This is a genomic window from Rossellomorea aquimaris, assembly GCF_000935355.1.
Lineage (GTDB): Bacteria > Bacillota > Bacilli > Bacillales > Bacillaceae_B > Rossellomorea > Rossellomorea aquimaris_B.
This window is the reverse complement of record NZ_JXZC01000001.1, coordinates 610,552-635,212: the sequence shown is the minus strand read 5'-3', so window position 1 is coordinate 635,212 and position 24,661 is coordinate 610,552. Positions and strand designations below refer to the sequence as shown.

The window sequence follows — 24,661 nt, the reverse complement described above, 5'->3', positions numbered from 1 at the left end:
AATTAAATATAACCCATAACGAGACCTCCCACTGCTCCCGTCACCACGACGATCCAAGGTGGAAGTTTCCAAAAGACCAGCATGCTAAACAAAACCGCAGCAAAGGCAAAATCGATTGGAGCAAGGATGGATGAAGTCCATATCGGGTGGTAAAATGCTGCAATCAGAATACCAACGACAGCGGCATTGACTCCCATCAGCGCGCCTTTTATCTTAGGATTCCTACGGAGGGAATCCCAGAATGGAAGCGTCCCTAAAATGAGTAGAAAGGCTGGAAGGAAAATCGCGAAAGTTGCAAGCAATCCGCCCTGCCACCCATTAATCACAGCACCAATATACGCTGCAAAGGTGAAGAGAGGACCCGGAACCGCCTGGGCTGCACCATACCCTGCCAAAAACGCTTCTTCCGTTAACCATCCGGTGGGAACAAACTCCCGTTCAAGGAGAGGTAAGACAACATGACCTCCACCAAAAACCAATGATCCGGAACGGTAAAAGCTATCGAATAAAGCGATCCATTCAAGGGATGTCAATTCCCTCAAAAACGGAAGAAGAAATAGTAAACCGAAGAAGATAGCTAAACAAATCACTGCGAATCTACGGGAAATCGGGAAGTCAATTCGGGCTTCATCGTCGGGTTTATGTTGTTTAAAGAGTAAAAATCCAATGAAAGCTGAAAGAAGAATGATCCCAATTTGTGAAAACGCTGTTTGCCATAATAAAATGACCACTAAAGCAAACAATGCAATCGCTTTTCGTTTTAAATCAGGCGTCAACTTTTTTGCCATTCCTAAAATAGCATGAGCAACGACTGCAACTGCGACAATTTTCAACCCGTGTATCCACCCGGCATCTGCCACATCAAACCCTTGAAGAATGATGGCGAAAAGAATCAATGCAACGACAGAAGGGAGTGTAAAACCTATAAATGAAACAATTCCTCCAAGCACTCCTGCCCGCATGATCCCAATGCCCATTCCAACTTGAGAGCTTGCAGGACCCGGGAGAAATTGGCAAAGAGCGACCAGATCTGCGTAACTTTTTTCATCCATCCATTTTCTTCTGCGAACATATTCTTCATGAAAGTATCCTAAATGGGCAACCGGCCCACCGAACGATGTAAGCCCCAATCTTGTTGAAATAAAAAGTATTTCAATCAGGGACTTTAAATTTCTTGATGTTTTCAATATTCTTTCACCTTCTTTGTTAGTCTTTGATTTCTTTAAATAGCTCATAAGCTTTATCACGTGCTTCACTGAGCACTTTATTGCCTTTATCTGTAGTTGAATAATACTTCCTGATCTTGCCGTCCACGTTTTTCTCTTCTTTTGTTAATAATCCGTCTGTCTCCATTGAGTGAAGGATAGGATACAGTGTACCGGAGCTTATGCTATATCCATGTTCTCTTAATTCTTCTAACATCCATGTACCATAAATAGGATCTTCTTTAGCATGATGGAGTATATGGATCTGGATAAAACCTAGAAAAAGTTTCCGTAAAACTTTGTCTTCCAATGAAACACCTCCCTTTATTCAAAGCGGAAATCAATATCGGAAATCGATATCGAAAATTCATACAAAGAATGTAACATGAATAGAGAACTGATTCAATGAACTACCGGTGAATTTACAAACTCTTAACATGAAGGTAATTACAAATGGTATTTTTAGTAGTTAAACTCTTAACAAAAAAGCCATATCCACTATGGATACAGCTAAATTTCATCATCATCCCTATCTTTGTAAAAAAATGAATAGGTCTTGACTAAGCCAATCAAAAATAAGCCGATGGCAAAGTAGGCGGGCAGAAGATGGGTAAATGAGGTGTACCCGATAGCAAAATGAATATATATCCCCGAAATAAAGGCAGGGAGCCCCCCTATCAGAAGGGTCCGCCAAACCCACTTATTTCCCTGCTGAAAGCCCCAAAGTGAGAGAGTTAAGACTAGTAATCCCACACTTAGTAAAGCACTGCCGAATCCCGCTCGATCATGTGCGATAACGGGAATGAGGTTCTGATTGAACTCATGTAGAATCTCCGGTGGCATACAGAGGTAAAGAAGATCCGTCTGAACAAAAACAGAAGTAATACCAAAGTAAGAAATGACTAGGCCTCCAAGAACAAAGGAAAATCCAAGTACGACAAATGCAAGCTGACCATACAGTGCTTGTAACCATATAGTATGATTTCTTCGATTTCCTGAAGATGGAGTACCATTTATCCCCCTTGTATGTATCCAACCGTAAATATAAAAGGGTAGCAAAACGCTCCAAAATAAGAGATGAAGCCAGTCAAAATAGCCATACCCGATAAATAAGAATATTCCCAGAAATCCTGTAATGGCGGCAATGTCTATTGCTTGTTTGGCCCATTGGAGACCTCTCCTGACACCATGGAAGGAGAGCTGCATATACACAATCCCTCCTGAAATCATAGTACCTGCTAATGTCATCCGATCATGAGCCATAAATTTTATAATCCTGTCGTTGAAACCAGCAATCGATTCCTTCTTCATACCCAAATAATGTTCATCATACGGCAGAACCACCGACGTTAAACTAAATAGGAGGGCTAAGAGTCCTCCTATAAATATAAACAAACCAAAATACCAGTAAGATTTCCATCCCTTTTGAGAGGGGAGCTGAACGTTCAGATCATCCAGTAATGCTTCGTTAATGCGTTTGGTTAAACCTGGACCTGAAAAGACATATCCATCAGAGAGGAGGAGGAGGTCTGCACCGGCACTTAGTAGAGATAGTGCCTGACTTGGTTCACGAACTCCCCCTGATGTAATGATTGATAGAAACGGGATAGCCTTTTTATATGTACGAACAGTTGAAAGGAGAGTGTTGAATTCATCCCCTTCCACAACGACTCCTGAAATATTTTCAAGGTTCAATTTGCAAAGGAGTTCTAAGGTTGGATTTGAGATGAAAATCGGTTTGTCACTATGAAAAGTAGGATGAATTTGATCCCCTTCAACAATATATCCATCTGCAAATACATCTAATCTATTCATCATTATAGATAATTCTTTTGGTGTCCCCGACAGGCGTATGAGGAGGGGTTGTTTCTTTCTAACTCTACTTAATTTCTTTAGAGTCCTGTCTATTCCGATGGATTCAAGGGGATCTGGGAACAGAATACGCTCCTCATTATGATCTGCAACAGGGTGAGAGGGTTCTGTTGAAGCCTGTAAAGTTACAGGACCAATTTCAATAAAGCCAAAGCCCAAATGAACAAAGGCAGATGTACCTGTAAGCAAGGGATCAATTTTACCGGAGAGCCCAACAGGATTGGAAAATTGTATCCCTTTGATTTGTTTATTCAGGTTAGGGGAGCACTCTTCTCTACCCAGAAAATGGATGATATTAGGACCCAGAGGCAGAGAAGCGATAGTACTCATTCCTCTATGTATAAACTCTCTCGACATGTAAGTAGGGAGTCTGGATAAAGCGGGTTTGAATATTCCGTGGTAGGACCAATCAGGCATAGCACATTCCTCACAATTTATTGTAATACCACCATTCTATCAGGGATTTTGATAGAGTGGGTGGGGAATTTAAAGAAGAGGTCATTTACGTGAACAAATGAATTACTTCTTTGATGCGAAAAACATATTGTGAGGAAAAAATGTGATATAGACAAGACTGAGAATCTGGATCCTCATAATGATAGTTTATGTTAAAGACCAGAACATTTTTTAGTTCTTTCTTCCTTAATTCCGTCTGTCCAGTTATATCTTCTGAATTCTGTCGATATACTTTACAGGTTTATTTCAATGGAAAAGGAGAGAGTGTATGATTAAAAAGATCTGTGTGACCGTTTTTGCACTATTTTTATTGCTGCCGACATGGAGTCAGGCAGGTTCATTCGGTAAGGATGATCCTTCTGGAGTTCCCGGACAGTGGTATGTAGGAACAACTCCCTCGTATGTAGCCCCTTCCAAGCATCCGATCCTCTTTGTTCACGGGTTAAATAGCTCTTCCAACACATGGTGGAACGGAAATAATATGTATGACACAGCCTATCAAAATGGTTATGAAACCGCTTTTATCGACCTGTACCCAACAAAGAATATGTGGGATAACGGTGCCCTCCTGTCCCAGAAAATTCGCGACATTTACAATTACTACGGTGAAAAGGTAGTGGTTGTGGCCCACAGTAAAGGAGGCATCGATACCCAATCAGCACTTGTACACTATGGTGCCTATCCGTATGTCGCAAGGGTGATCACCCTTTCCACGCCCCATTATGGTTCACAGCTGGCAGATCTCGCTTATAGCAGCTGGGCGGGATGGTTGACAGGCATTCTGGGAAGTAAGAATGATGCCACTTATTCACTGCAAACAGGATATATGAGCTATTTCCGTTCTGAAACGGACCATCATCCGAATGTAAATAGAATTCCGGTCTATACGTTTGGCGGGACGAAATGGGGAAGCTTCGGAAGCTCCTTGTATTGGGGTGGATTGTATCTCAGTGCTTATGGAAGCAACGATGGTGCCGTTACAGTCAATAGTTCGAGACTCCCCTACGGGACAGAACTTAGAGTGGGGGACTGGGATCACTACACTGTCAAAGAAGGTTCCTCTACCTTCAACTTGTTCAAAAATTATTTGAATGAATCGACCAATACCTCGGGCTTTAACGCAAAAAGTGTGGTCGAGTCAAACGTTGCAGAGAGCGCTGCCTCATTTGTTAGAGGAGGAGAATTTAGTGGAAAGAAACATGAAAAGGTTTCTGTAGAAGAAGGGGCTCAGTCCGTAACATTTGACTGGATCAGTAATCACTCTTCCTCACAATTAATCCTAAAAGATCCTGGTCAAAAAACAAATTCGATCTTCAAGGTAAAAAAGGATGATAGTGCATTCTTTAACGGTGCGTATCACCATAAGGTTACCGTTCAAGATCCGACACCAGGGGAGTGGACGGTTGAAGCATCTTCGACTTCAATCGAAAAGTATCTCTTACATGTGACTTTTGAAAGCGCGATGAATGATGCATTGAGTATCGATTTAGCACAGGATGAAATCAGCTTGAAAGCCAAGGACAGTAAGCTAAACCTTCAACCGGACATGATCATTGAATATTACAAGAATGGTAAGTTGAAGAAGAGCAAGGTGAAAGCAAAGGACGACTCATTAAAACTTCCGAAGCTTGGAGAAGGAGTCTATAATGTGACCATTGATGTAGAAGGAAGCAAAGACAAAAATGCGTTCCATAGAACTTTTATTAAAACCATTTACGTGGATGCTGCAGGGAAGGTTTATGGGCAATAGGATAGGTTGAAATACTTTAGGTGAGAAGCTGATGTTCCATTAGCTTCTTTTTTTATGATAAATAGGGACTGGATCATTTGTCTCCTGCCATTAGTTTGACAAAAGTCAACAATTTCCGTAAAGGAATAGGGATTTATATCCACTCGAAGTTCCGTAGTTCAGTTCTAATGTTTCATTTTTGCGAATGGAAAAGGGTTTCATTCCATTTATCTCTAAATAGATTAGGGAGTCGAAATATAAGGAGGAATACATATTGAAGAAGAAATTAATGGTTGGTGCACTTTCGGGTATGTTGGTAGCATCAGGAATCTCTTTCTCTGCCCCGGGTGCATCTGTACTTGCGAATGGTCCAGGATATAATGGAAACGAGACGATCAAAAATGAGCGACTTCATAATTATGAAGAAATGGTGAGCATGCTTCAACATTTAGATCAGAAATCAGATGCTCTTTCGTTAGAAGTGTATGGTCAATCTGTCAAAGGACGAGATCTTTTCCTTGCCAAATTTGGTACAAATGAAAACAACCCTACGATCCTTTATTTAACTCAGCAGCATGGGAATGAAACATTGACGACTGAAGGGGCCCTTCAGTTCATCAAGCACCTTACATCAAACTCAAAAGAAGTAAAAGAAATGCTAGATCACGTGAATATATTGGTTGCTCCGCGATTAAATGTGGATGGAGCAGAAGGGGACGTGAATTTCTCCCTGGAGGATTATGTATCGGGAACTCACACCCGCTATAATGCGAATGAAGTCGATTTAAATCGCGATCATGTGGACCGTCTACAACCAGAAACACAAGCTCTTCATGGAAACGTCCTTCAAAAATACAAGCCTGATTATATGATCGATCTTCATCATCAAGGAGCCGAAACAACGCTTGGGGATACAGATGAACTCGTATCGGGATCGATCCTTTTTCCAACGAATGAAGAAGTGGATCCTGCAGTTGTGGAAAAATCAAAACAGCTGGGTTCAGTCCTTTACAATACGGTGGAAAGTCGAGGATTCGGTACGTTATCAAAATACATCGGTGGAACGGCACCGACGATCAGCCGTAATGGACTGGCGGTTGAATATGGAATAGCGACCCTTCTTTTTGAAATGAGAGGGATGGCTGATCATTATCGTGATGATTATGTTCTGGGTCAAAAAAGTAATGGGTACCTCATCAAGCAAGCGGTTATTAGTTTAGAAGCAACGGCAAAAGCCATTGCTGACGGATCCATTGAGAATGCGGATACTTCTTTCTGGGACACGCTTCCTGAAAGTTCATACAATCGCAGTGAAAGTGAATAAAGATTTATTAAAAAGGGTCCTTTCTTGACTGAAAGGGCCCTTTTAATTATTCATATACTCTCCGTATTAGTTCACCTCGAATATTACCTAAGGATTAAATGGGGAAAGACTTCCTATTTGGAAGTCTTTCCCTATTTCACGATCATCACGGGACATTTAGCCCTCTTTGCGACTTTATGGCTAACACTTCCCAAGACCATTTCTTGGAACACATTTAATCCACGGCTTCCAATGACTACTGCATCGAAGTTGTTTTTGTTCGCATGCTCAACAATGGTTGGACCCGGTTCGCCATGTAAAAAGGTAATCTCATAGTCGATGCCTTCATGCTTGGCTTTTTGTTCTATCATCTGCAGTTTCTGCTTCCGTTTGTCTGTTGCATCCAGTCCCCAATGGTGCAGAACATCTTCCTTGGATTGCTTCCCATCCACTACATAAACAATATCTATCTTAGAGCCTTCATGGCATCTTGCGAGAGCGATCGCTTTTTCTCCTGCCCTAAAAGAGTGTTCAGATCCGTCTGTTGCGAGAAGAATGTGTTTGAACATTACTATTCCTCCATCCGATGAAAGGGTTTCGTATTAAGTTCTATATTTTTATTCAATTTCCTTTATAGATATTTAAGTAAATTTTACATGAATTTGAACTTGATCAGAAAACGGATGAAATCCAGAGTAATAGGAAGAAAAAGTTGCATGTTTGCGCTTTCATAATCATTTCACAAATGAAATGATCCATTATATAATGTCCTTTGTGTTAAACGGCCCCGACTTTCATGAGAGTTGAAAGTCATAAATAAATAGGAAGAGGTGCATTATGGGTTTAAGTCAAAAAATTAAATATGAGTGGTTTGGAAATGTTAGAGGGGATGTACTTTCAGGTATCGTCGTTGCGATGGCATTGATACCGGAAGCGATTGCCTTCTCAATTATTGCAGGAGTAGACCCGATGATAGGATTATACGCTTCTTTCTGTATAGCAGTAGTCATTGCATTCGTGGGTGGACGTCCAGGCATGATTTCAGCTGCAACGGGTGCTACAGCCTTGCTTATGACGACTCTGGTAGCTGATCACGGTCTGCAGTATTTACTTGCGGCTACAATCCTGACAGGGGTGATTCAAATTGTCATGGGTGTCCTGAAGCTAGGGCGTTTAATGAAATTTGTACCACGCTCCGTTATGATTGGATTTGTCAACGCCTTGGCAATCCTTATTTTCTCGGCACAATTACCTCATTTTGTTGGTGAATCATGGATCATGTATGCAATGGTTGCAGCAGCACTGGGAGTCATTTACATCCTTCCACGTTTCACAAAAGCTGTGCCTTCAGCGTTGGTGGCCATTATAGCGGTTACGATTTTCGCTGTTGTAACAGGAAGTGGGGTTCGTACTGTGGGAGACATGGGTGAACTAACTCAAACGTTGCCTATATTCTTGATTCCTGACATCCCATTTACTATTGAAACACTGCAAATAATCTTTCCTTATTCTTTATCGATCGCGATTGTTGGATTGGTCGAGTCACTCTTAACTGCTTCTATTGTAGATGACATGACTGATACAACGAGTAATAAAAATAAAGAGGCAAGAGGGCAAGGTATTGCCAACATTGTGTCAGGTTTCTTTGGTGGTATGGCAGGTTGTGCGATGATCGGACAATCCGTCATCAATGTAAAATCAGGAGGGCGAGGAAGATTGTCTGCTTTTGTGGCGGGAGTTTTCTTAATGATCCTTATCATCGTCCTGAATGATTTCTTAGTTCAAATTCCAATGGCTGCCCTGGTTGGGGTAATGTTCATGGTATCAATTGGGACATTTGATTGGTCTTCTTTAAAGAATATTCACAAGACACCGATAACCGATACGGTTGTTATGATAGCGACCGTAATAACTGTCCTAGTGACACATGATTTATCAAAAGGAGTTCTGGTGGGAATTATCTTGAGTGCCATCTTCTTTGCATCAAAAATTTCAAAAGTGAAGATTACGAGCATGGTATCCGATGATAAGCATAAAAAAGTCTATCGTGTTTCAGGACAATTGTTCTTTGCTTCTGTAACAGATTTTGTTGAAAGCTTCAACTTCAATGAAGATGTAAAAGAAGTAACCCTAGATTTAACTCATGCCCACTTATGGGATGACTCAGCGGTAGGGGCAATTGATAAATTCGTCATTAAATATCATCAAAATGGTGTAAGGGTAAATGTAACAGGATTAAATGCTGAAAGTAATAGGCTAATAGAAAAACTAGCTGTGCATAACAAGCCGGGTGGTCTAGGAAAAGTGGTTAATCATTAGTGGGAATTTAGAAAAACTCTTGGTCATTTGACTAAGAGTTTTTCTATTTACTAAAATTTCACTTGAAATAAGCATATAAGTATTTTATTATATAAGCATTAACTTATATAAGGACTTTGATAAAGTTTTATTTTTTTCTTATTATATAAGTAAATAATAATATGCTAATAATACAGGTGATTTAGGAGGTGTTTACATGCTTGATTCAAAAGTTGATATTGAAAGGGCCGCAACGATGTTAAAACTTCTAGGGGATAAAACCCGTCTTACGATGGTGAAACTATTAGAATCCAACGACTGCTGCGTGTGTGAATTTGTGGAGATTTTTAAAATGAGTCAGCCTGCAATCTCTCAGCATATTCGTAAACTAAAGGATGCAGGGCTGGTAAAAGAATTAAGAAGGGGTCAATGGGTCTTTTACTCTCTTAATAAAGAAAGTGATGCGTATCCGTTTGTTCAAAGCTTGATGGAACACTTGCCTGATCAGGATGAACGATTAACAGCATTAGAAAAGCAAGGATTACGCATTTCTTGTCATTAGGAGGAGGGTTTCCCGTGTTATCAGTAATTTTAGCTACCATGATTTTTGTGGCCACATTGGTGCTTGTGATTTGGCAGCCTAAAGGATTGTCCATTGGCTGGTCTGCTTGTGGAGGAGCGATCCTTGCCTTGATTGTAGGGGTTGTCGATTTTCAGGATGTCGTGGCTGTGACAGGAATAGTCTGGAATGCGACTTTAGCATTTATTGCTATTATCATTATCTCTTTAATCCTGGATGAAATTGGATTCTTCGAATGGTCTGCACTACATATGGCGAGGGCAGCAAAAGGGAATGGCGTCAAAATGTTTGTGTATGTTTCCCTACTAGGAGCGGTTGTCGCAGCATTTTTTGCGAATGATGGAGCAGCGTTGATATTGACTCCGATTGTTTTGGCAATGGTGAGAAACTTGAATTTTGAAGAAAAAATGGTTTTTCCATTTATCATGGCAAGTGGATTCATTGCCGACACGACTTCATTACCGCTTGTCGTCAGTAACCTTGTGAACATCGTGTCAGCCGATTTTTTTGACATCGGGTTTGTGGAATATGCATCAAGAATGATCATTCCAAACTTCTTCTCATTGTTTGCAAGCATACTGGTGCTGTATCTATTCTTTAGAAAAAGCATCCCAAATAATTATGATGCAAGCCAATTAAAGAAACCAGTGGAAGCGATAAAAGATCAGCGTATGTTTAAGCTATCCTGGATTGTACTTGGTATCTTGCTTGTTGGTTACTTTATCAGTGAATCACTGCATATTCCTGTATCGATCATCGCAGGCATTGTGTCGATTTTCTTCTTACTAATGGCCAGGAGAAGCTCAGCCGTCAACACGAAAACGGTCATTAAAGGTGCTCCATGGGCGATCGTATTCTTCTCGATTGGAATGTACGTGGTAGTGTATGGTTTGCGTAACGTTGGACTGACGAATGTGTTAACGGATGTTATCCAAGTGGCTGCCGATCAAGGACTGTTCGTCGCTACGATTTCCATGGGGTTCATTGCAGCGATACTGTCATCGGTCATGAACAATATGCCGACCGTTATGATCGATGCAATTGCGATTATGGATACGAACACTACAGGAGTGATTCGTGAGTCGCTTATTTATTCCAATGTCATCGGTTCTGACCTTGGTCCGAAAATCACCCCGATCGGTTCACTGGCAACCCTCTTATGGTTACACGTTTTATCTTTAAAAGGCGTGAAAATCTCATGGGGGCAATATTTTAAAACGGGAATTGTCTTAACCGTACCAACATTACTCATTACCCTTATTGGTTTATATATCTGGTTAATGATCATATCTTAAAACTTACAACAAAAGGAGCTCGATTACTATGTCTAAAAAAACACTATACTTCTTATGTACAGGTAACTCTTGCCGCAGCCAAATGGCAGAAGGTTGGGCTAAGCATCATTTAGGAGAAGAGTGGGATGTGAAAAGTGCAGGTATTGAAGCGCATGGATTAAATCCTAACGCAGTAAAAGCAATGAAAGAAGCGGGAATTGATATTTCGAACCAAACTTCTGACATTATCGATCCTGACATTTTAAATAATGCAGATTTGGTCGTTACCCTTTGTGGTGATGCTGCAGATAAATGCCCAATGACACCTCCTCATGTAAAGCGTGAGCACTGGGGCTTTGATGACCCGGCAAAAGCGCAAGGAACGGATGATGAGAAATGGGCATTCTTCCAACGCGTGCGTGATGAAATCAGCGATCGGATCAAAACATTCGCAGATACCGGGAAGTAAAAATAGAGGAAAATAGAGGGACGGACCTCTTGGCTCTCTTTAAATGTCTGCCCGATGGGTGATAGAGGTTATCGTTAAGATCATCGTGAATAGAAAAAGCCTGTTCTGGGTACTTATTGTACTAAGAATCAGGCTTTTTTTATGAAGAATGAAGAAATTTCAATGAAGAAACCAGCAGAGAAATCCCTGCCGGTCTCGCAAACTCTTTAATTAATTCCAACTGCATCAAATGATAGTTTCACAGCATTGACTTCCGCTGAAGTGCTACCATACAAATCGGTTGCAGACTGTACAGCTGCAGCTCTTGCCTGACTGAAGGTTGAGGAAGCCGTCAGATACACTGTATTCATACGATAATAAATATCCCCAAGCTTTTCACGCCCAATCCCGGGAACTGTTACTCCATAATGCTGCCCACCTTCACTTAATAGATAAGCCTGTTTGTTGATGATTCCACTGTTTGTATGAACACCGCCATTATCTCCTGTACCGGTATAACGTTTAGAGTAGTGGTCAGGGTCACCGTATTTAGCAGGGTTGCTCATGGAGCGGAGGGCATCACCGGATGTGCCAGGTGTATAAATATCTTCTCCGATTTCGAAATCTGGATTCGCTCCATTCTCATACTCTACCAATGTTCCAAAAATATCTGAAATCGCTTCGTTCAATGCTCCTGATTCATTTTGATAAACAAGGTCAGAAGTGAAATCTGTCACCGCGTGAGTCAATTCATGAGCGACAACATCAATTCCTCCAGAAAGTGGGGCAAACGTGGTACCATCTCCGTCACCATACACCATCTGGGATCCGTTCCAGAAGGCGTTATTATACCCGCTGCTGTAGTGAACTGAAGACACCAGGCGTGCGCCTTGATTATCATAAGAATTACGATTGTAGTTATCCTTGAAGAAGTCATACGTGACACCTGCGAAATGATGAGCATCAACTGCTGGGGCATCATATGCAGCATTCAGTACATTATCGCTGTCCGACCACAAGGTGCCGGGTAAGAAGAATTGTGGGAAGAAGGTACGATTGTTCATGTTGTATGTATACACACCATTTCCCCGTGTATTATCCTGCAAATAGTACTTTCCACTTGAAAGGGTTGTGTTCAACGGTTTAGAGTCACCTAATACACCTTTACCGGTTCCTACTTGATTCGTTCCTGTGACTTCATGCATGTCATTGTATTTATTTAATATCTTTCCTGTTTTAGCATCTATAAAATAGTTCCAGTTACCAGGAGACGGTTCTAAATAATTCAGGTTTACAAAATATGCAAAGGAAGCAGAATCACCATCTGTGTAGATGACCAATTCCGGTTTAGCCTCTTTTTCTAACTTAGGATCAATTCCAAGATCTTTCTTAGCGATCGTTAAGGCTTTTTTCGTGTTCACTTTCTTTTTTGATGAGGTGATCTTTTGATCCAAGTCAGCTACGACAGTACCGGAAAAAGCTTGAAGTGTTCCATCTTCCTTTACAACTGCTGACTGTGTGGAACCCCAAACAGGTACTCCGTGGTATGTTTGCTGAATGCGAACGACTTTATTTCCAAGTTCGTCCTTTTCGACAGATAACACCTTGAACTGCTCGTCTGATTTCTTATCAGAAAGTTTGAATTTCGTCTTGTTCTTCTCTAAAAAGGAAAGGACGATTGTCTCCGCTTTTTTCCCGGATGGGGGAGATAGTAGTCCTGAAACAAATTCGGGTGTTCCTTCTTTTTTATTCATTTGAAAGAGTGCATTGTCTGATGGTGCAGCTAAACTCCCGGTTGCCATCATTCCAGATAGTAAACCAATGGATAACCCCATGCTAATGATTTTATTCTTTCTCAAATTAACTCCTCCTCTTTTTTTCTAAAAATTCCGTCAAAATCAGATTATCATAGGTAAGAAGAAGAGGGTATTGAGAAAACGCAGGACTTTTTGAGGATATAGAGTAGACAGATAATGGCCCTATTCAAGAAAATTTTCATAAAAACGGACTTTTTTATTGGATAAAAACTTTTATTTAAATTAGGGTAATTTTTAATTTTCAACTAAGCGGCAAAAGGTGAGGGTGCCTGGCCACCCAGGTGAGTACATATCTAGTCCACTATGAATACTTGAAGCATTTCAATAAAGATGAAACACCCCTCAACCAAATGGGTTAAGGGGTGTTTCACTACTTATTAGTATCTTACAGCATCATAAGAGTTAATTCTTCCGTGCTGGAAGTAAGAACCTGTACCGCTGATCGGATCAGCCGTTTGTTCAATTGCTTGACGGATTTGAACATTGTTTCGTCCTTGCCCAGCAAGTAATCCTGCTAAACCTGCTACGTGAGGGGAGGCCATCGATGTACCTGACATGTATGAGTATCCATTGTTAGGCATGGTAGAAGCGATGTCAACTCCAGGCGCGGTTACATCCACCCATGTCCCGTAGTTTGAGAAAGAAGCTTTACGGTCTCTGGAATCAACTGCTCCTACGGCAATTGCGTTTGGATAAGAAGCTGGCTCAAATGTTGTTGACACTCCGTCATTTCCAGCAGCGGCAATGACGACAGACCCTTTGTTCCAAGCATAATCAACTGCACTTTTTAAAGTTGTTGTATTACAGTCACAACCCAGGGAAAGATTCAGCACTTCAGCGCCTTGATCTGCAGCGTAGCGAATACCTGCCGCGATATCATCAAGTGATCCACTTCCGTTGGCATCTAATACACGAACGGCAAGTATCTTTGTATTTGGAGCCATACCGGCAACCCCGGTTCCGTTATTCGTTTCAGCAGCAGCCGTACCCGCTACATGTGTTCCATGTCCGTTTAAATCCATTGGATAATAATCATTGTCGACGAAATCATAACCACGAATCGTCTTACCATCTAAGTCAGGGTGGTTGTAATCTACACCTGTATCAAGAACGGCAATTTCCTGTCCGCTGCTCCCGCGTGCAAGATCCCATGCACTAGGTGTGTACGTGTTTTGGGGTCCATATTGATAGCCTTGGTAGTAATAATCATTAGGGGTCCAGGTTGCTGAGAAGGTATAGTTAGGTTCAGCGTATTCCACATTCGGGTTTTTGCTTAATGCTTTTACAGTTGCTTCAACATTTCCTACTTTTAATACCTCGAAAGGCTTTTTCGTAGAATCTTTTTCTTTTACAGCAGCTGCATTCGCTTTTTTGAGGGTATTTCCTTTTTCTGACTCGGTCACGCCATCTTTGAATTTAACAATGACCTCACCTTTTACATAACTGCCTTTCTCAAAGCTTTTATTGACAGTTGTCTTTTGAGAGGCTTTCTCTAGAGGGTTTTGATCTTGAGCAAAGGCACTTCCTCCAAAGCTTGGGACTAGAGCAAGTGATGCAGCTAATGATAGAGCAGCAATTTTTTTAAACTTCATTATAGCATTCCTCCGTTTTTCTTTTTTTGAATGGCGTGGTTCAACGACAAATGGATTGAGCATCAAAGCGCTTGTTTATGAAATACCTCCTTTAATTAATTTCACAAGAATAAGAGAATGTGTGAAAGAAAACTATGTATGATTCTTGCTAACTAGGATTCTAGCAAACCCTTCAAAAAAAGAGAATAGGGCGAAAATTCAGCATTTGTAAATATAAGGGAAGTGAATCAAACCAAATTAAAAAAACACCTGGAATCAAGAAAACTTTCCTTCAAACTCCCTCAAAATCAAAAATGACCATAGGAAAACAGTCACGTATTTTCCCAACATCAATTTTAAATTTTTGAGGGACGGACCTCCTTTTTGGTGAAGATAGTAGGTGAACCACCATACTAATAATGTTATGATTAGCATATTTTTTAGGAAGGGTGGGTGAAGGTCCGTTCCTCATTCGATCCTTTCATGGAAACCTCAATACCAACCATGATCATACAGAAAAGATCCCAGTGGATATGTTTTCCAGTGGGATCTTTTCTATTGCTTTAAGCAAAAATATAACGGTTTCATTTTTATTTCACAACTCCATAGTACATTTAATACTGGCTAAAAAGTCAGTTCACACTAGATGAAAAAATATAGTTGATTGATCTGAAGTTATTTTTATTACGTTATCCCTTTTACAAGGAAATCACTAAAGGAGACTAAAGATGGAAGCCGAAAAGAAATTAGAAACTGCCCCAAAGCAATCAAAGAAACAAGAAAGAGCTGCCCTATACCAAACTGTATGGAGATGGCATTTCTATGCAGGAATCATTTTTGCCCCGTTTTTGGTTATTTTAGCATTAAGCGGGGCCGTGTATTTATTTAAGCCACAAATTGAATCCATAATGTATAATGATGTCTATTTTGTAAAGGAAAAAGGCTCTTCCATAATCAGCCCTTCTGCACAAATGGCAAAGGTCAGGGAGGAAGCACCTGACCAGATCGTCACATCAATGAAGGTGTATGATGATCCCTCTCGAACAACGGAATTCAGTGTAATGAATAATGGAGAGATGTTTTCAGTGTATGTCAATCCCTATACAGGAAATGTTGCGGGATCAATAAAAAATGATGAGAAATTTACAGAAATCTTTAAAAAGCTACATAGTGAATTGATTGTTGGCGGCACGGTAGCCAATCGATTAGTAGAGCTTGCTGCGTGTTGGGCTGTCATTTTACTAATAACGGGTCTATATATATGGTGGCCTAGAAACAAAGCCTCGATTTGGGGTACCATCTTACCAAGGTTCAGACAAAAAGGCAGGACGTTCTGGAGAGATATGCATGCAGTGCCAGCGTTTTGGTTATCCCTATCCATTTTGATCCTCATCCTGACAGGGCTGCCGTGGTCCGGTGTGATGGGGGAGCAAATCAATCGACTCGCGACTTCCACCAATACTGGATATCCGGCATTTGCTACCAGCTTTGGAGAAAAGCCTCAATCAGTGGTAAAAGCGAAAGATGTGGCAGAAGATGTACCTTGGGCATCTGAAAACATGTCAGTACCCTCTTCTACTACAGATGGATATGTTCCATTATCATTAGAAGATGCTACGTATATCGCGAGGAATGAAAAGATAAAAAAACCGTATACGATTTCTATGCCTCAAGGGGATAAGGGTGTATACACCATCGCTACTTCTCACTCAAAACCCGGGGATAACGCGACTCTCCACGTGGATCAATACTCAGGTTCCATCTTAAGCGATGTACGCTTCAGTGATTATGGCATTATGGCAAAAGCCATCACAATGGGGATTGCCTTGCATGAAGGCCGCTTATTTGGACTCACTAATCAAATCATCGGTCTCATCATTTGTATTGGGTTGATCGGAATGGTAGTAAGCTCACTCATCCTTTGGAGAAAACGCAAACCGGAAGGTAAATCGGGAGCGCCGACTAAGCCTAAAGATAAACAAATGACAAGAGCCGTCCTTATCATCATGCTTGTGATGGGGGTCATCATGCCACTCGTTGGAATATCCATCATAATTGTGTTTTTACTGGACCGTTTGGTTTTTCCACATATTAAACCATTAAAGACCTGGCTAAATTAAAGGATAAGGGAGTAATAATATGAAGAAACTCATAACAGCTTTAGGAATCGGGTTATCAATGGCAGTGTTAGCAGCATGTACTGCCGGTTCTTCTGCAAGTGAATCAGAGATAGCTCAGCAAGTGGAAGTGAACATCTCTCTTCCAGAAAAAATTTCACCTAATGAGGAAAGTAACATAAAGGTTAAAGTGACCCAAGCCGGTGAAAGTGTAGAGGATGCTGAAAATATACAGTTTGAAGTGTGGAAAATGAACGACAAAGCGGAAAGTGAATTAATTGAGGCCACCCATGAAAAAGATGGTGTATATAGTATTAGAAAAACATTCAAAGAAACCGGCGTTTATTATGTACAAACCCATGTAACGGCACGTGATATGCATGTGATGCCCAAGAAACAATTCATTGTTGGACAAGTATCTAAAGAAGAGATGGAGAAAATGAAACAGATGGAAGAAGATAGTCAACAAGAAGGAGAGGGTGGGGGACAACATCATTGATATGAAAGGACTTCAGTGAATGAAGTCCTTTCTTTCATGCATGATCATTTTTAATGAGCTTCTACCGCTTTATTCAATGATTGATAGATTTTCATACTTGAAATATTTATACCCATCTGGACAAATTCAATACTCATTTCTGGGCGCATCCCTGATAAAATCGGCTCAATCCCAAGTAATTTAAGACTATCAATCAACTTCATGATACCTTGTTGAAACAAAGGATTCACTTCATACACACCGGATAAATCGATGATAAGTTTATGGATAGAAAGCTTTTTGCACTCAAGAAGGACATGCTCTGCCATCATCTCTCCACGTACTTCATCCACTTGACCAATGAGAGGCAATACAGCCAAGTCGGAGAATATTGGAACGACAGGGGTGGATAAGGATAAATACTTCTCTTCAGATATTTTCAGCTGTTCTTCTGCATACTCACTATATGCTTCACAGAAAGCAGAAATCATTGTGGTGAATGTGCGATCGATATCATGTGTGATTTGCAGTAAGGTTTCTTTAGACATTGCTGCTTCATTTTGCAAAACGATATCTTCTAAAATAACTTTTTTATATAACGAGGATTTACTTATGGACATCTGCAAAGGGACCCCTTGGCCTGAAGCAAGTCTTCCTACTTCTTTTCCCCACTGACTTGATTTGTCCAAATTATTTTCTCCCCTTAACAAGCCTTCACCTATAAGTTCGATAAGCTGCTCAAAATAGGGGAGGGTTTCAGTTCTTTTTTCTTCCACGTAAAGTGTTGGATAAGAAGCTATAAGATTTGAGAAAATGGTATTGGCAAGATCCTGTTTTCTCTCAATCAATTGATCCCCAATAGATGTAGTAATTGTGTGGTGAGTCATTTTTCTCCTCCAGATGTATGATTTTCCTTTATTATAAAGTATTATTAATTTTTAGTATAGGCTGGAAAGACTAGAGTAATAGTATACCAGGTATATTGACAAGATGATGTCATTACCTTATAATTTCATTAATTTAAAATTTTTCCAATCAGACGATGAAGAGAAGAACATAATGATGCGCAGAGAGCTCTACTAGCTGAAAAAGGGCCATCATGATCATTATGGTAAAAGACTTGGAGTTATGTATGAAGCTATTTCTGCAGGAATACATCGGCGTCTCCCGTTATAGAGATACGTTTATCCGAAAAGGTTGGTATGGTGACATGCCAATGAACTGAGGTGGTACCGCGAAAGATATACTCTCGTCCTCAAGAAGTATTTATTGAGAATGAGAGTTTTTTATTTTGATAAAAGGAGTGTTTTGTATGAATCCTATATTACTTGAAGTTCGACCAGTGTTAGAGACGGAAAGATTAGAACTACGGATGCCTCAGCCAGGTGATGGCAGGGCAGTGAATGCAGCCATTAAAGCTTCTCTATCTGAATTAAAACCGTGGTTGGGATTTGCACAAAATGACCCTTCAGTAGAAGATACGGAAACAAACACCCGTGAAGCTCACGCAAAATTTCTAACAAGGGAAAGTCTGAGGTATCTCATCTTCCGAAAAGATACAAAGGAGTTTGTCGGTTCAACAGGCTTTCATAACATCGATTGGAGTGTACCTAAATTCGAAATCGGTTATTGGATTGATACAAGAATGAGTGGGCATGGTTACATGGTGGAAGCAGTTGGGAAATTGACCGATTTTGCTTTAAGCGAATTAAAAGGAAAAAGAGTAGAGATCAGGTGTGAATCCACAAATGCGAGGAGCAGGGCGGTTCCTGAAAGGCTTGGTTATATGCTGGAGGGGATTCTGCGAAATGAGGATCTTTCGGTTGATGGGGAAAGGTTAACGGATACGTGCGTCTATGGGAAGATCAAAAAGATGAGGTAGGGTCCTGATCAGGACCCTACCTCATTAGTATTAAACGTAAAGGTACATTACCTCAACAAACCTCTGCTGTAGTCATTTTATCAACTACTTTTTTAAGCTGCCTCCGACTCTTTCGAATGGACCTTTCTCATGAATTCGTTTACATCTCCAGGCACTCTGCGATCGATCTTTGAAACGATATATACAGAAAGGAATCCAACCGGCACCGTTATTAATCCCGGTACATTAAATTGTAGAAATTCAGGTAAGGTAGTTTTAAAGAAAATCATGTACATAGAAGCAATTAGACCAATAACCAGACCGGCAATTGCGCCTTTTTCCGTCATTCCCCTCCACCAAATACCCAGGATGAAGATTGGTGTAAACGTACTCGCTGCAACAGTAAATGCCAGTGCCACCAGATGGCCGATGGAAGCTTCCTTAACCATAAGACCAAGAGCACCGTAGAGTATACCAAGAATGATAATCGAAACCTTTCCGGCTAAAACGCGTTCTTTTTCTGTAATGTTTTTCCGGAAGAAAGTCGCATATAAATCGTGAGCCAATGCACCGGAGCTTGCAATGAATAAACCAGAAAGGTTTGAGAATACGGCAGCAAATGCGCCCGCAATAACAAGACCAAGCAGCCACTCACCGCCAAGGGCCTGGGCAGTGGAAGGAACAACCATATTGTTTCCGCCCGCTAAAAGATCTTTCATGACACCTGGATCTGTGTCTCCGCTAAGAAAAATCGAGCGTCCGACCACTCCAAGATATACGGCAAAGAAAAAGAATACACTTGCAATTCCTATTGCCATAAGAGCGGACTTACGAGCTGCTTTAGCACTAGGGTTTGTATAGAAACGAAGTAAAATATGCGGAAGTCCGATCGTACCGAGTGAAAGTCCGATTGTCATTGATATGGTTTGCCAGAATGATGGGAAGTAATTGCCGGTACCTGTCCAAGCAGCACCATCAAAAGGTATATCCTTTCCATCAGTAGTAAATCCAGAGGTTCCCGAAATAACCCCTTTAAATTCATTAATCGAGGCCAGGATTTCCTGATAATGGAGTCCACCATAGATAGCAGCGCCAACCATAAGAAGAAAGGCACCAAGGCGAATCCATAGTTCTAGAGCCTGGTTAAGTGTAGTTCCCTTCATACCACCGATACCAACGTAAAAAATCATGACAGAACAAGTGAAAATGATTCCAAATTCATAGCTTGTTCCAAAAAACATGCTTAAGATTTGCGCAGCACCAAGTAACTGAGGAGCTGCATAGAAGCCAGAAATGGCTAAAACCACAGCAACAGCTGCGAGACGGGCACGTTTGCTGTGGAAACGATAAGCTAAAAAGTCTGCCACTGTATAGGCTCCAAATCGACGAAGTGGTCCTGCTACGAAAATGGCCAGAAGAGTCAAACCGATAGAAAAGCAAAATGCATAATAAGCACCATCATACCCCAGCTGATAGGTTAAACCGGCAATACCAAGGAAGGTGGCTGCGCTTAAATAGTCTCCACCTATAGCTGAGCCGTTAGTAAACCAGCCAAAGCTCCTACCACCAACAAAATAATCAGAAGCGGTGGCATTTCTCTTTGATAAGTAGGTTATATAAACAATCGTCCCCATTAAGAAGAGCGTTAAGAGGAATTTTGGTTCTAGTAAAACACCCATCAATTGATTCTCCTTTCCTCAGAAGATGTATTGGAGTGAGAGTGGCTGGAAGTGTGGCGATCATTCTTTAAACGCCTCTCATAAAGAGTTGTATGTACATAGGCAATGATGAATGCCATCGCCATAGCGACGATACTTGTGAAAAACCAGCTATACGTCATACCTCCCCACATACGTGAGAACATAAAACCTTCTGCATACCAATTCAATATCGGGATTGATAAGATAAAGACATAATAAAATACCGTAAGTTTAATTCCAGTACTGAATTCACCCTTCATGATTTTTCTTGTTTCCGGATCGAGTGGCTCAAGTTCGCTGACATCTATAGTGTCTGCAGCCACATAATCATATTCTGAATATTCTCCAGCCATTAAAGAATCCTCCTTCAAAGTTTCTGCTTCTGATTATTGATCACTATCCTCCTTTACCAATAAGATAATATAAAATTGATTTTACGATATTAGAAGATTATATACCTTACAATAAATTATCAGAAATATACAAATATTTAATATAATCTAATTTTTATTCTATAATTGAAATAAAAATAGGACATGTATATCTTAGAAAGGCGGATGGAAGCCAAAGTGTATGCAATGAAGCTAAACGTAAAAGATCAATTGGAATATGAAAAGCTGGAAGACTGGATTACCGAAGGATTTATGGGAAACATTGCACTGGTGGGGGAGGAAGAAAAACCAGCTCATATACATATAGCAATTTTCGAAGTAACCACATGGCTTGATTGGGTAAAGATACACCGATTTCATAAACGTAATAAAGAATGCAAAATCATTCCTTTGCTGGAACCATCATTATTATATACTTCACCCCTTGCAATTGAATTGAAATTAAGCAGTTTACTAGTAAAGGCTGTAAAAAAACACAAATTTATGCGAATGTTAAAACAAGTTATAAGGAGTATTTCAAGTGGGGCTCATGTATTGGCCAGTGACGATGAATCATTCAGGGGGCCTCATCAGGATCCAAAGAAAGGTAGCCACCACACATCGCCTTTTCAAGAAGCATTTTTACGAAGATTACTTTCCGGTGAGATAAAATCTGAAGAGGAATTAATTGAATCCCGATCTCTTTTTCCAATTGATGGGCTGCCAAATGTGATATGTTTTATACAGGGGTTCACCAGATGCCCATCCTGGATAGAAGGGCAGGAGTGGCAAGCATCTACAATTATTCAAGAACATTTAAGAAAGCGCTTTCGGTTAGAGGGGGTATCTTTCCTATCATATCGCAAACACCTACTAATGCTCATTCGGATTCCTTCAAACTACGGATCCTTAAAACACTGGAAAGAAGGGGAAGCCAGTATACTTGATGCAATTGAGGAATTAGAAATGGAGTATGGGATCCATATTTACATTGGTGTAGGGTCCATCTATCGAGAACCACTTCTCCTTCATCATTCATATCGGGAAGCATATAAAGCCCGTCGTACGTCACCATATGAGAGGCTATCCCTTCGGTATTATGAAGAAATCACAAAGGACCAGCAGATTCAAAAATGTACGGACTATATAGCTCATTGTTGTACGGATAACCTTTCGATTAAACAAGTAGCTGAACAGATTAATTTTAGCGTTCCGTATTTCAGCAGGATTTTCAAACAAGAAACAGGGCGTAATTTTGTTGAATACGTCACTTTTGTTCGTCTTCAGCGTGCTGTTTGGCTTTTGCGTCATACCAACCATACAATTGAGTACATTGCTGAAGAGCTTGGTTTCAATACGCCCAATTATTTTAGTGGTACTTTTAAAAAATATGTAGGACTTTCTCCAAGAGAATACCGAGGGACAAAAGAAATTATTTTTATTTAATACAGCAGTGGTAGCCGTCCATTCATATAAAGCATGAATATTGCCGGGAAGATAGTCTTATCCTAAGATATTTGTGAAGATAATAGAAGGGCGATTCTCATTGAGAGTCGCCCTTGGAAAGATGGCTCCTTAAGTCTTAGCCCAATCTCTCCTTAATAAACTATACGTTACAAGATCCTCATAATGATCATATAACCATTGTCCATCTCTAGAGATTCCTTCTTTCGTAAATCCTAATCGTTCAGGGATGCCGATGCTTTTCTTATTGTTGGTGGCACATTGGATTTCTACCCTGTTGAGCTCCATTTCAAGAAATAAATAGTTTAAGAGAGAAGTAACGGCACGTGTAATGATCCCTTTTCCTTGTGCCCCTTCCGAAAGGAGATATCCAATACTGGTGCTCTTGCTTTTCCAATCAATATAATGCAGCCCGATCATGCCGACTAACTCCCCTTGATAGCGTATCCCGGCATCGAATCCGTTGTTATCCGCGTAATTCCGGATCCAAAGGGGAATAATGTGTTCTAAATCCTGAGGGGACCGGCGTTTATCGACCCAAAGGAGCCACTGACGAAGGTGATCCCGGTTTGAATCGATCAGTTCGTATAACTCCTCTTTGTGGTGCTGTTGAAATAGCTCGATCGAGATTTCTTGATCTACAGTGAATGAAAACATGGGACCATCTCCTTTTGGATATTTAGAAGATTATACCATATGCTGCTTCTTTATAGGGAGGAGTTAAAGTAAGGCAGCTGATCATAATGTGATTTAACTGTATATATTTTATAATAGAAGAAAATGAACGACATTAAAGGAGGTGGTGGCATGGTAATGAGAACAATCTTACCAGAGTCCCAAGCGTCTCATGCAAAGCCTACAATTAGAAAGGCGATACTTTGCATGGGGTGGACATTGAATGATCGCCCTTAAAGTTCATTTCTAGTAAGTCGGCTTTGCACCTTATTTATTTGATTAATAAGAAAATAAGGGGCGGACTGAAATGAAATATGTAAAAGCGGAGAGTGTTTTACCACCATCGCTTCTTGTTGAAATCCAGAAATATATACAAGGGGAAACCCTTTATATACCTAAACCCAAGGTGAAACACCGAAAATGGGGTAGCCGTTCTGGAAGCAGAAAAGAAATTGATGAACGAAATGTTGAGATCAAAGAGACTTTCTTGAATGGAAAGACGATTCAAGAATTAGCCGAACATCATTATCTTTCAACAGAAACAATTAAGAAAATAGTGTATAGAAAGCGCTGATGATTTTGTCAGTGCTTTTTATTATGTATAGATTGTTTCTAAACCAAACTCTACCTATCTTTCTGTCAAGTACCGGTATATAGTATGAATGAGGTTGCACGGAATTCCTGTGCTTCTTGACTCGTCTTGAACAAACCATTTAAGATGAAAATAATGACAAATGTTTCTAGGAGCGATTAACATGGAACCATTTATTCGAAAGGATCAATATAATTTCATTATGTATCAGACTCAGGTGCTGATCAATGGATATTCAACTGTGAATGATCTTGGTGTACTTCAAGCGTTGAAGGGACTTGTAAATGATAAGGTGACAAATGTGTTCGATGAACTGTCTCAAGCTCAACAGAACATACTAGAACCTATTGGGAATATCCGGGATTCTGATCAGGCGGAGGATTTTTTAATTGGATTAAAACCTTATGTGATTCCATTTCCATCTGTAACTGATGCCTCATTGAAAAAGTTATTTCCGAAAGTGAAAAAGCTAAAGACTCCTGATTGGGAAAACATCGATTTCAGGGAACTCTCGTATTTGGGCTGGAATGATTACGGGCAGGAGCGAAAATATATCGTCGCTGAGCATGAGGGTAAATTAAAAGGATTCAAGGGTACTTTCAAAAGTAGCAGCAAAAAAGGGATTTGTACGATTTGCAATACCTTTGGAAGCATCGGGTTTTACATGTCTGAATCGAAAGCGTCATCTCACGGAACCTATGTAAAGAAAGGGAATTACATCTGCCAGGATAGTGATGAGTGTAACGAAAAGCTCAAAGACAAAGAGAAATTGGTTGATTTCATTCAAAGAATCAATCATTAGAAGGATGCGCTGTGCAGAGTCTCGGCGTATTTTTCATTATATTTATAC

22 protein-coding genes are annotated in these 24,661 nt (G+C 40.4%); 12 read left to right on the top strand and 10 right to left on the bottom strand.

Annotation, left to right across the window (positions count from 1 at the left end):
* Nucleotides 1-2: 2 nt before the first annotated feature.
* The 3 genes from TV75_RS03285 to TV75_RS03275 all read right to left on the bottom strand — a co-directional run bounded on the left by TV75_RS03285 (nucleotide 3) and on the right by TV75_RS03275 (nucleotide 3,494).
* Entirely contained in the window at nucleotides 3-1,235 is a 1,233-nt protein-coding gene (locus TV75_RS03285; RefSeq protein ID WP_044337229.1) for a chromate transporter, read from the bottom strand.
* Nucleotides 1,207-1,515 carry a PadR family transcriptional regulator gene (locus tag TV75_RS03280; protein ID WP_044337228.1) on the bottom strand — a complete coding sequence of 103 codons (309 nt, stop codon included), beginning with the start codon at nucleotides 1,513-1,515 and terminating at the stop codon, nucleotides 1,207-1,209. The genes TV75_RS03285 and TV75_RS03280 overlap by 29 nt, the downstream gene beginning before the upstream one ends.
* Before the next feature lie 200 nt (nucleotides 1,516-1,715).
* Nucleotides 1,716-3,494 carry a dihydroorotate dehydrogenase gene (locus tag TV75_RS03275; RefSeq protein WP_044337227.1) on the bottom strand — a complete coding sequence of 593 codons (1,779 nt, stop codon included), beginning with the start codon at nucleotides 3,492-3,494 and terminating at the stop codon, nucleotides 1,716-1,718.
* Nucleotides 3,495-3,801: 307 nt separating this feature from the next.
* Here TV75_RS03275 and TV75_RS03270 point away from each other — a divergent pair, with 307 nt between their 5' ends.
* Together TV75_RS03270 and TV75_RS03265 are read left to right on the top strand one after the other, a co-directional pair.
* Complete coding sequence (locus tag TV75_RS03270; protein WP_044337226.1) at nucleotides 3,802-5,283, top strand: esterase/lipase family protein; 1,482 nt, start codon at nucleotides 3,802-3,804, stop codon at nucleotides 5,281-5,283.
* A gap of 253 nt (nucleotides 5,284-5,536) precedes the next feature.
* Complete coding sequence (locus TV75_RS03265; RefSeq protein WP_044337225.1) at nucleotides 5,537-6,586, top strand: M14 family metallopeptidase; 1,050 nt, start codon at nucleotides 5,537-5,539, stop codon at nucleotides 6,584-6,586.
* Between the two features lie 131 nt (nucleotides 6,587-6,717).
* Here TV75_RS03265 and TV75_RS03260 read toward each other — a convergent pair whose 3' ends face one another.
* On the bottom strand, nucleotides 6,718-7,134 hold the full coding sequence (locus TV75_RS03260; RefSeq protein ID WP_044337224.1) for a universal stress protein: 417 nt from the start codon (nucleotides 7,132-7,134) through the stop codon (nucleotides 6,718-6,720).
* Between the two features lie 268 nt (nucleotides 7,135-7,402).
* Here TV75_RS03260 and TV75_RS03255 point away from each other — a divergent pair, with 268 nt between their 5' ends.
* The 4 genes from TV75_RS03255 (at nucleotide 7,403) to arsC (ending at nucleotide 11,186) form a co-directional block, all read left to right on the top strand.
* Nucleotides 7,403-8,884, top strand: a complete 1,482-nt coding sequence (locus TV75_RS03255) for a SulP family inorganic anion transporter (RefSeq protein WP_044337223.1) — start codon at nucleotides 7,403-7,405, stop codon at nucleotides 8,882-8,884.
* Nucleotides 8,885-9,080: 196 nt separating this feature from the next.
* Entirely contained in the window at nucleotides 9,081-9,425 is a 345-nt protein-coding gene (locus TV75_RS03250) for an ArsR/SmtB family transcription factor (RefSeq protein ID WP_044337222.1), read from the top strand.
* A gap of 14 nt (nucleotides 9,426-9,439) precedes the next feature.
* Complete coding sequence (locus tag TV75_RS03245) at nucleotides 9,440-10,738, top strand: arsenic transporter (protein WP_044337221.1); 1,299 nt, start codon at nucleotides 9,440-9,442, stop codon at nucleotides 10,736-10,738.
* Between the two features lie 28 nt (nucleotides 10,739-10,766).
* Nucleotides 10,767-11,186, top strand: a complete 420-nt coding sequence (arsC, locus tag TV75_RS03240; RefSeq protein WP_044337220.1) for an arsenate reductase (thioredoxin) — start codon at nucleotides 10,767-10,769, stop codon at nucleotides 11,184-11,186.
* Nucleotides 11,187-11,392: 206 nt separating this feature from the next.
* Here the strand turns inward: arsC and TV75_RS03235 are convergent, their stop codons facing one another.
* A complete protein-coding gene (locus TV75_RS03235; protein WP_044337993.1) occupies nucleotides 11,393-13,000 on the bottom strand; it encodes a M4 family metallopeptidase in 1,608 nt (535 codons plus the stop codon).
* A gap of 359 nt (nucleotides 13,001-13,359) precedes the next feature.
* Nucleotides 13,360-14,574, bottom strand: coding sequence for a S8 family peptidase (locus TV75_RS03230; protein WP_044337992.1), 1,215 nt, complete (start codon nucleotides 14,572-14,574; stop codon nucleotides 13,360-13,362).
* A gap of 707 nt (nucleotides 14,575-15,281) precedes the next feature.
* Here TV75_RS03230 and TV75_RS03225 point away from each other — a divergent pair.
* On the top strand, nucleotides 15,282-16,673 hold the full coding sequence (locus tag TV75_RS03225; RefSeq protein WP_044337219.1) for a PepSY-associated TM helix domain-containing protein: 1,392 nt from the start codon (nucleotides 15,282-15,284) through the stop codon (nucleotides 16,671-16,673).
* Nucleotides 16,674-16,692: 19 nt separating this feature from the next.
* Nucleotides 16,693-17,169 carry a FixH family protein gene (locus TV75_RS03220; RefSeq protein WP_044337218.1) on the top strand — a complete coding sequence of 159 codons (477 nt, stop codon included), beginning with the start codon at nucleotides 16,693-16,695 and terminating at the stop codon, nucleotides 17,167-17,169.
* 50 nt (nucleotides 17,170-17,219) lie between these two features.
* On the opposite strand, the gene TV75_RS03215 is transcribed toward TV75_RS03220, so the two are convergent.
* Nucleotides 17,220-18,035, bottom strand: coding sequence for an STAS domain-containing protein (locus tag TV75_RS03215; RefSeq protein WP_044337217.1), 816 nt, complete (start codon nucleotides 18,033-18,035; stop codon nucleotides 17,220-17,222).
* A 425-nt stretch (nucleotides 18,036-18,460) separates the two neighbouring features.
* Here TV75_RS03215 and TV75_RS03210 point away from each other — a divergent pair, with 425 nt between their 5' ends.
* Nucleotides 18,461-19,030 (top strand): GNAT family N-acetyltransferase, encoded by a 570-nt coding sequence (locus tag TV75_RS03210; protein WP_044337216.1) that lies wholly within the window; start codon nucleotides 18,461-18,463, stop codon nucleotides 19,028-19,030.
* A gap of 92 nt (nucleotides 19,031-19,122) precedes the next feature.
* Here TV75_RS03210 and TV75_RS03205 read toward each other — a convergent pair whose 3' ends face one another.
* On the bottom strand, nucleotides 19,123-20,691 hold the full coding sequence (locus tag TV75_RS03205) for a sodium/solute symporter (RefSeq protein WP_044337215.1): 1,569 nt from the start codon (nucleotides 20,689-20,691) through the stop codon (nucleotides 19,123-19,125).
* Nucleotides 20,688-21,062 carry a hypothetical protein gene (locus TV75_RS03200; protein ID WP_044337214.1) on the bottom strand — a complete coding sequence of 125 codons (375 nt, stop codon included), beginning with the start codon at nucleotides 21,060-21,062 and terminating at the stop codon, nucleotides 20,688-20,690. Before TV75_RS03200 ends, TV75_RS03205 begins: the two co-directional genes overlap by 4 nt.
* A 204-nt stretch (nucleotides 21,063-21,266) precedes the next feature.
* Between TV75_RS03200 and TV75_RS21075 the strand changes: the two genes are divergently transcribed.
* Nucleotides 21,267-22,526: a helix-turn-helix transcriptional regulator gene (locus TV75_RS21075; RefSeq protein ID WP_052504411.1), complete on the top strand. Its 1,260-nt coding sequence runs from the start codon at nucleotides 21,267-21,269 to the stop codon at nucleotides 22,524-22,526.
* A 129-nt stretch (nucleotides 22,527-22,655) separates the two neighbouring features.
* Here the strand turns inward: TV75_RS21075 and TV75_RS03190 are convergent, their stop codons facing one another.
* The gene (locus tag TV75_RS03190) at nucleotides 22,656-23,201 is read right to left on the bottom strand and encodes a GNAT family N-acetyltransferase (protein WP_044337213.1); all 546 of its coding nucleotides are present in this window, start codon (nucleotides 23,199-23,201) and stop codon (nucleotides 22,656-22,658) included.
* 325 nt (nucleotides 23,202-23,526) lie between these two features.
* Here TV75_RS03190 and TV75_RS03185 point away from each other — a divergent pair, with 325 nt between their 5' ends.
* Together TV75_RS03185 and TV75_RS03180 are read left to right on the top strand one after the other, a co-directional pair.
* Nucleotides 23,527-23,793: a CD3324 family protein gene (locus TV75_RS03185; protein WP_044337212.1), complete on the top strand. Its 267-nt coding sequence runs from the start codon at nucleotides 23,527-23,529 to the stop codon at nucleotides 23,791-23,793.
* A gap of 181 nt (nucleotides 23,794-23,974) precedes the next feature.
* Nucleotides 23,975-24,613, top strand: a complete 639-nt coding sequence (locus TV75_RS03180) for a FusB/FusC family EF-G-binding protein (protein WP_044337211.1) — start codon at nucleotides 23,975-23,977, stop codon at nucleotides 24,611-24,613.
* Nucleotides 24,614-24,661: the final 48 nt, after the last annotated feature.

Bases quoted from the DNA above. Each gene is read 5' to 3' on its own strand.
- TV75_RS03285 (WP_044337229.1), bottom strand. From the start codon at position 1,235: ATGAGCTATTTAAAGAAATCAAAGACTAACAAAGAAGGTGAAAGAATA.
- TV75_RS03275 (WP_044337227.1), bottom strand. From the start codon at position 3,494: ATGCCTGATTGGTCCTACCACGGAATATTCAAACCCGCTTTATCCAGA.
- TV75_RS03270 (WP_044337226.1), top strand. From the start codon at position 3,802: ATGATTAAAAAGATCTGTGTGACCGTTTTTGCACTATTTTTATTGCTG.
- TV75_RS03260 (WP_044337224.1), bottom strand. From the start codon at position 7,134: ATGTTCAAACACATTCTTCTCGCAACAGACGGATCTGAACACTCTTTT.
- TV75_RS03255 (WP_044337223.1), top strand. From the start codon at position 7,403: ATGGGTTTAAGTCAAAAAATTAAATATGAGTGGTTTGGAAATGTTAGA.
- TV75_RS03250 (WP_044337222.1), top strand. From the start codon at position 9,081: ATGCTTGATTCAAAAGTTGATATTGAAAGGGCCGCAACGATGTTAAAA.
- arsC (WP_044337220.1), top strand. From the start codon at position 10,767: ATGTCTAAAAAAACACTATACTTCTTATGTACAGGTAACTCTTGCCGC.
- TV75_RS03235 (WP_044337993.1), bottom strand. From the start codon at position 13,000: ATGGGGTTATCCATTGGTTTACTATCTGGAATGATGGCAACCGGGAGT.
- TV75_RS03230 (WP_044337992.1), bottom strand. From the start codon at position 14,574: ATGAAGTTTAAAAAAATTGCTGCTCTATCATTAGCTGCATCACTTGCT.
- TV75_RS03225 (WP_044337219.1), top strand. From the start codon at position 15,282: ATGGAAGCCGAAAAGAAATTAGAAACTGCCCCAAAGCAATCAAAGAAA.
- TV75_RS03220 (WP_044337218.1), top strand. From the start codon at position 16,693: ATGAAGAAACTCATAACAGCTTTAGGAATCGGGTTATCAATGGCAGTG.
- TV75_RS03215 (WP_044337217.1), bottom strand. From the start codon at position 18,035: ATGACTCACCACACAATTACTACATCTATTGGGGATCAATTGATTGAG.
- TV75_RS03210 (WP_044337216.1), top strand. From the start codon at position 18,461: ATGAATCCTATATTACTTGAAGTTCGACCAGTGTTAGAGACGGAAAGA.
- TV75_RS03200 (WP_044337214.1), bottom strand. From the start codon at position 21,062: ATGGCTGGAGAATATTCAGAATATGATTATGTGGCTGCAGACACTATA.
- TV75_RS21075 (WP_052504411.1), top strand. From the start codon at position 21,267: ATGGAAGCCAAAGTGTATGCAATGAAGCTAAACGTAAAAGATCAATTG.
- TV75_RS03190 (WP_044337213.1), bottom strand. From the start codon at position 23,201: ATGTTTTCATTCACTGTAGATCAAGAAATCTCGATCGAGCTATTTCAA.
- TV75_RS03185 (WP_044337212.1), top strand. From the start codon at position 23,527: ATGAAATATGTAAAAGCGGAGAGTGTTTTACCACCATCGCTTCTTGTT.
- TV75_RS03180 (WP_044337211.1), top strand. From the start codon at position 23,975: ATGGAACCATTTATTCGAAAGGATCAATATAATTTCATTATGTATCAG.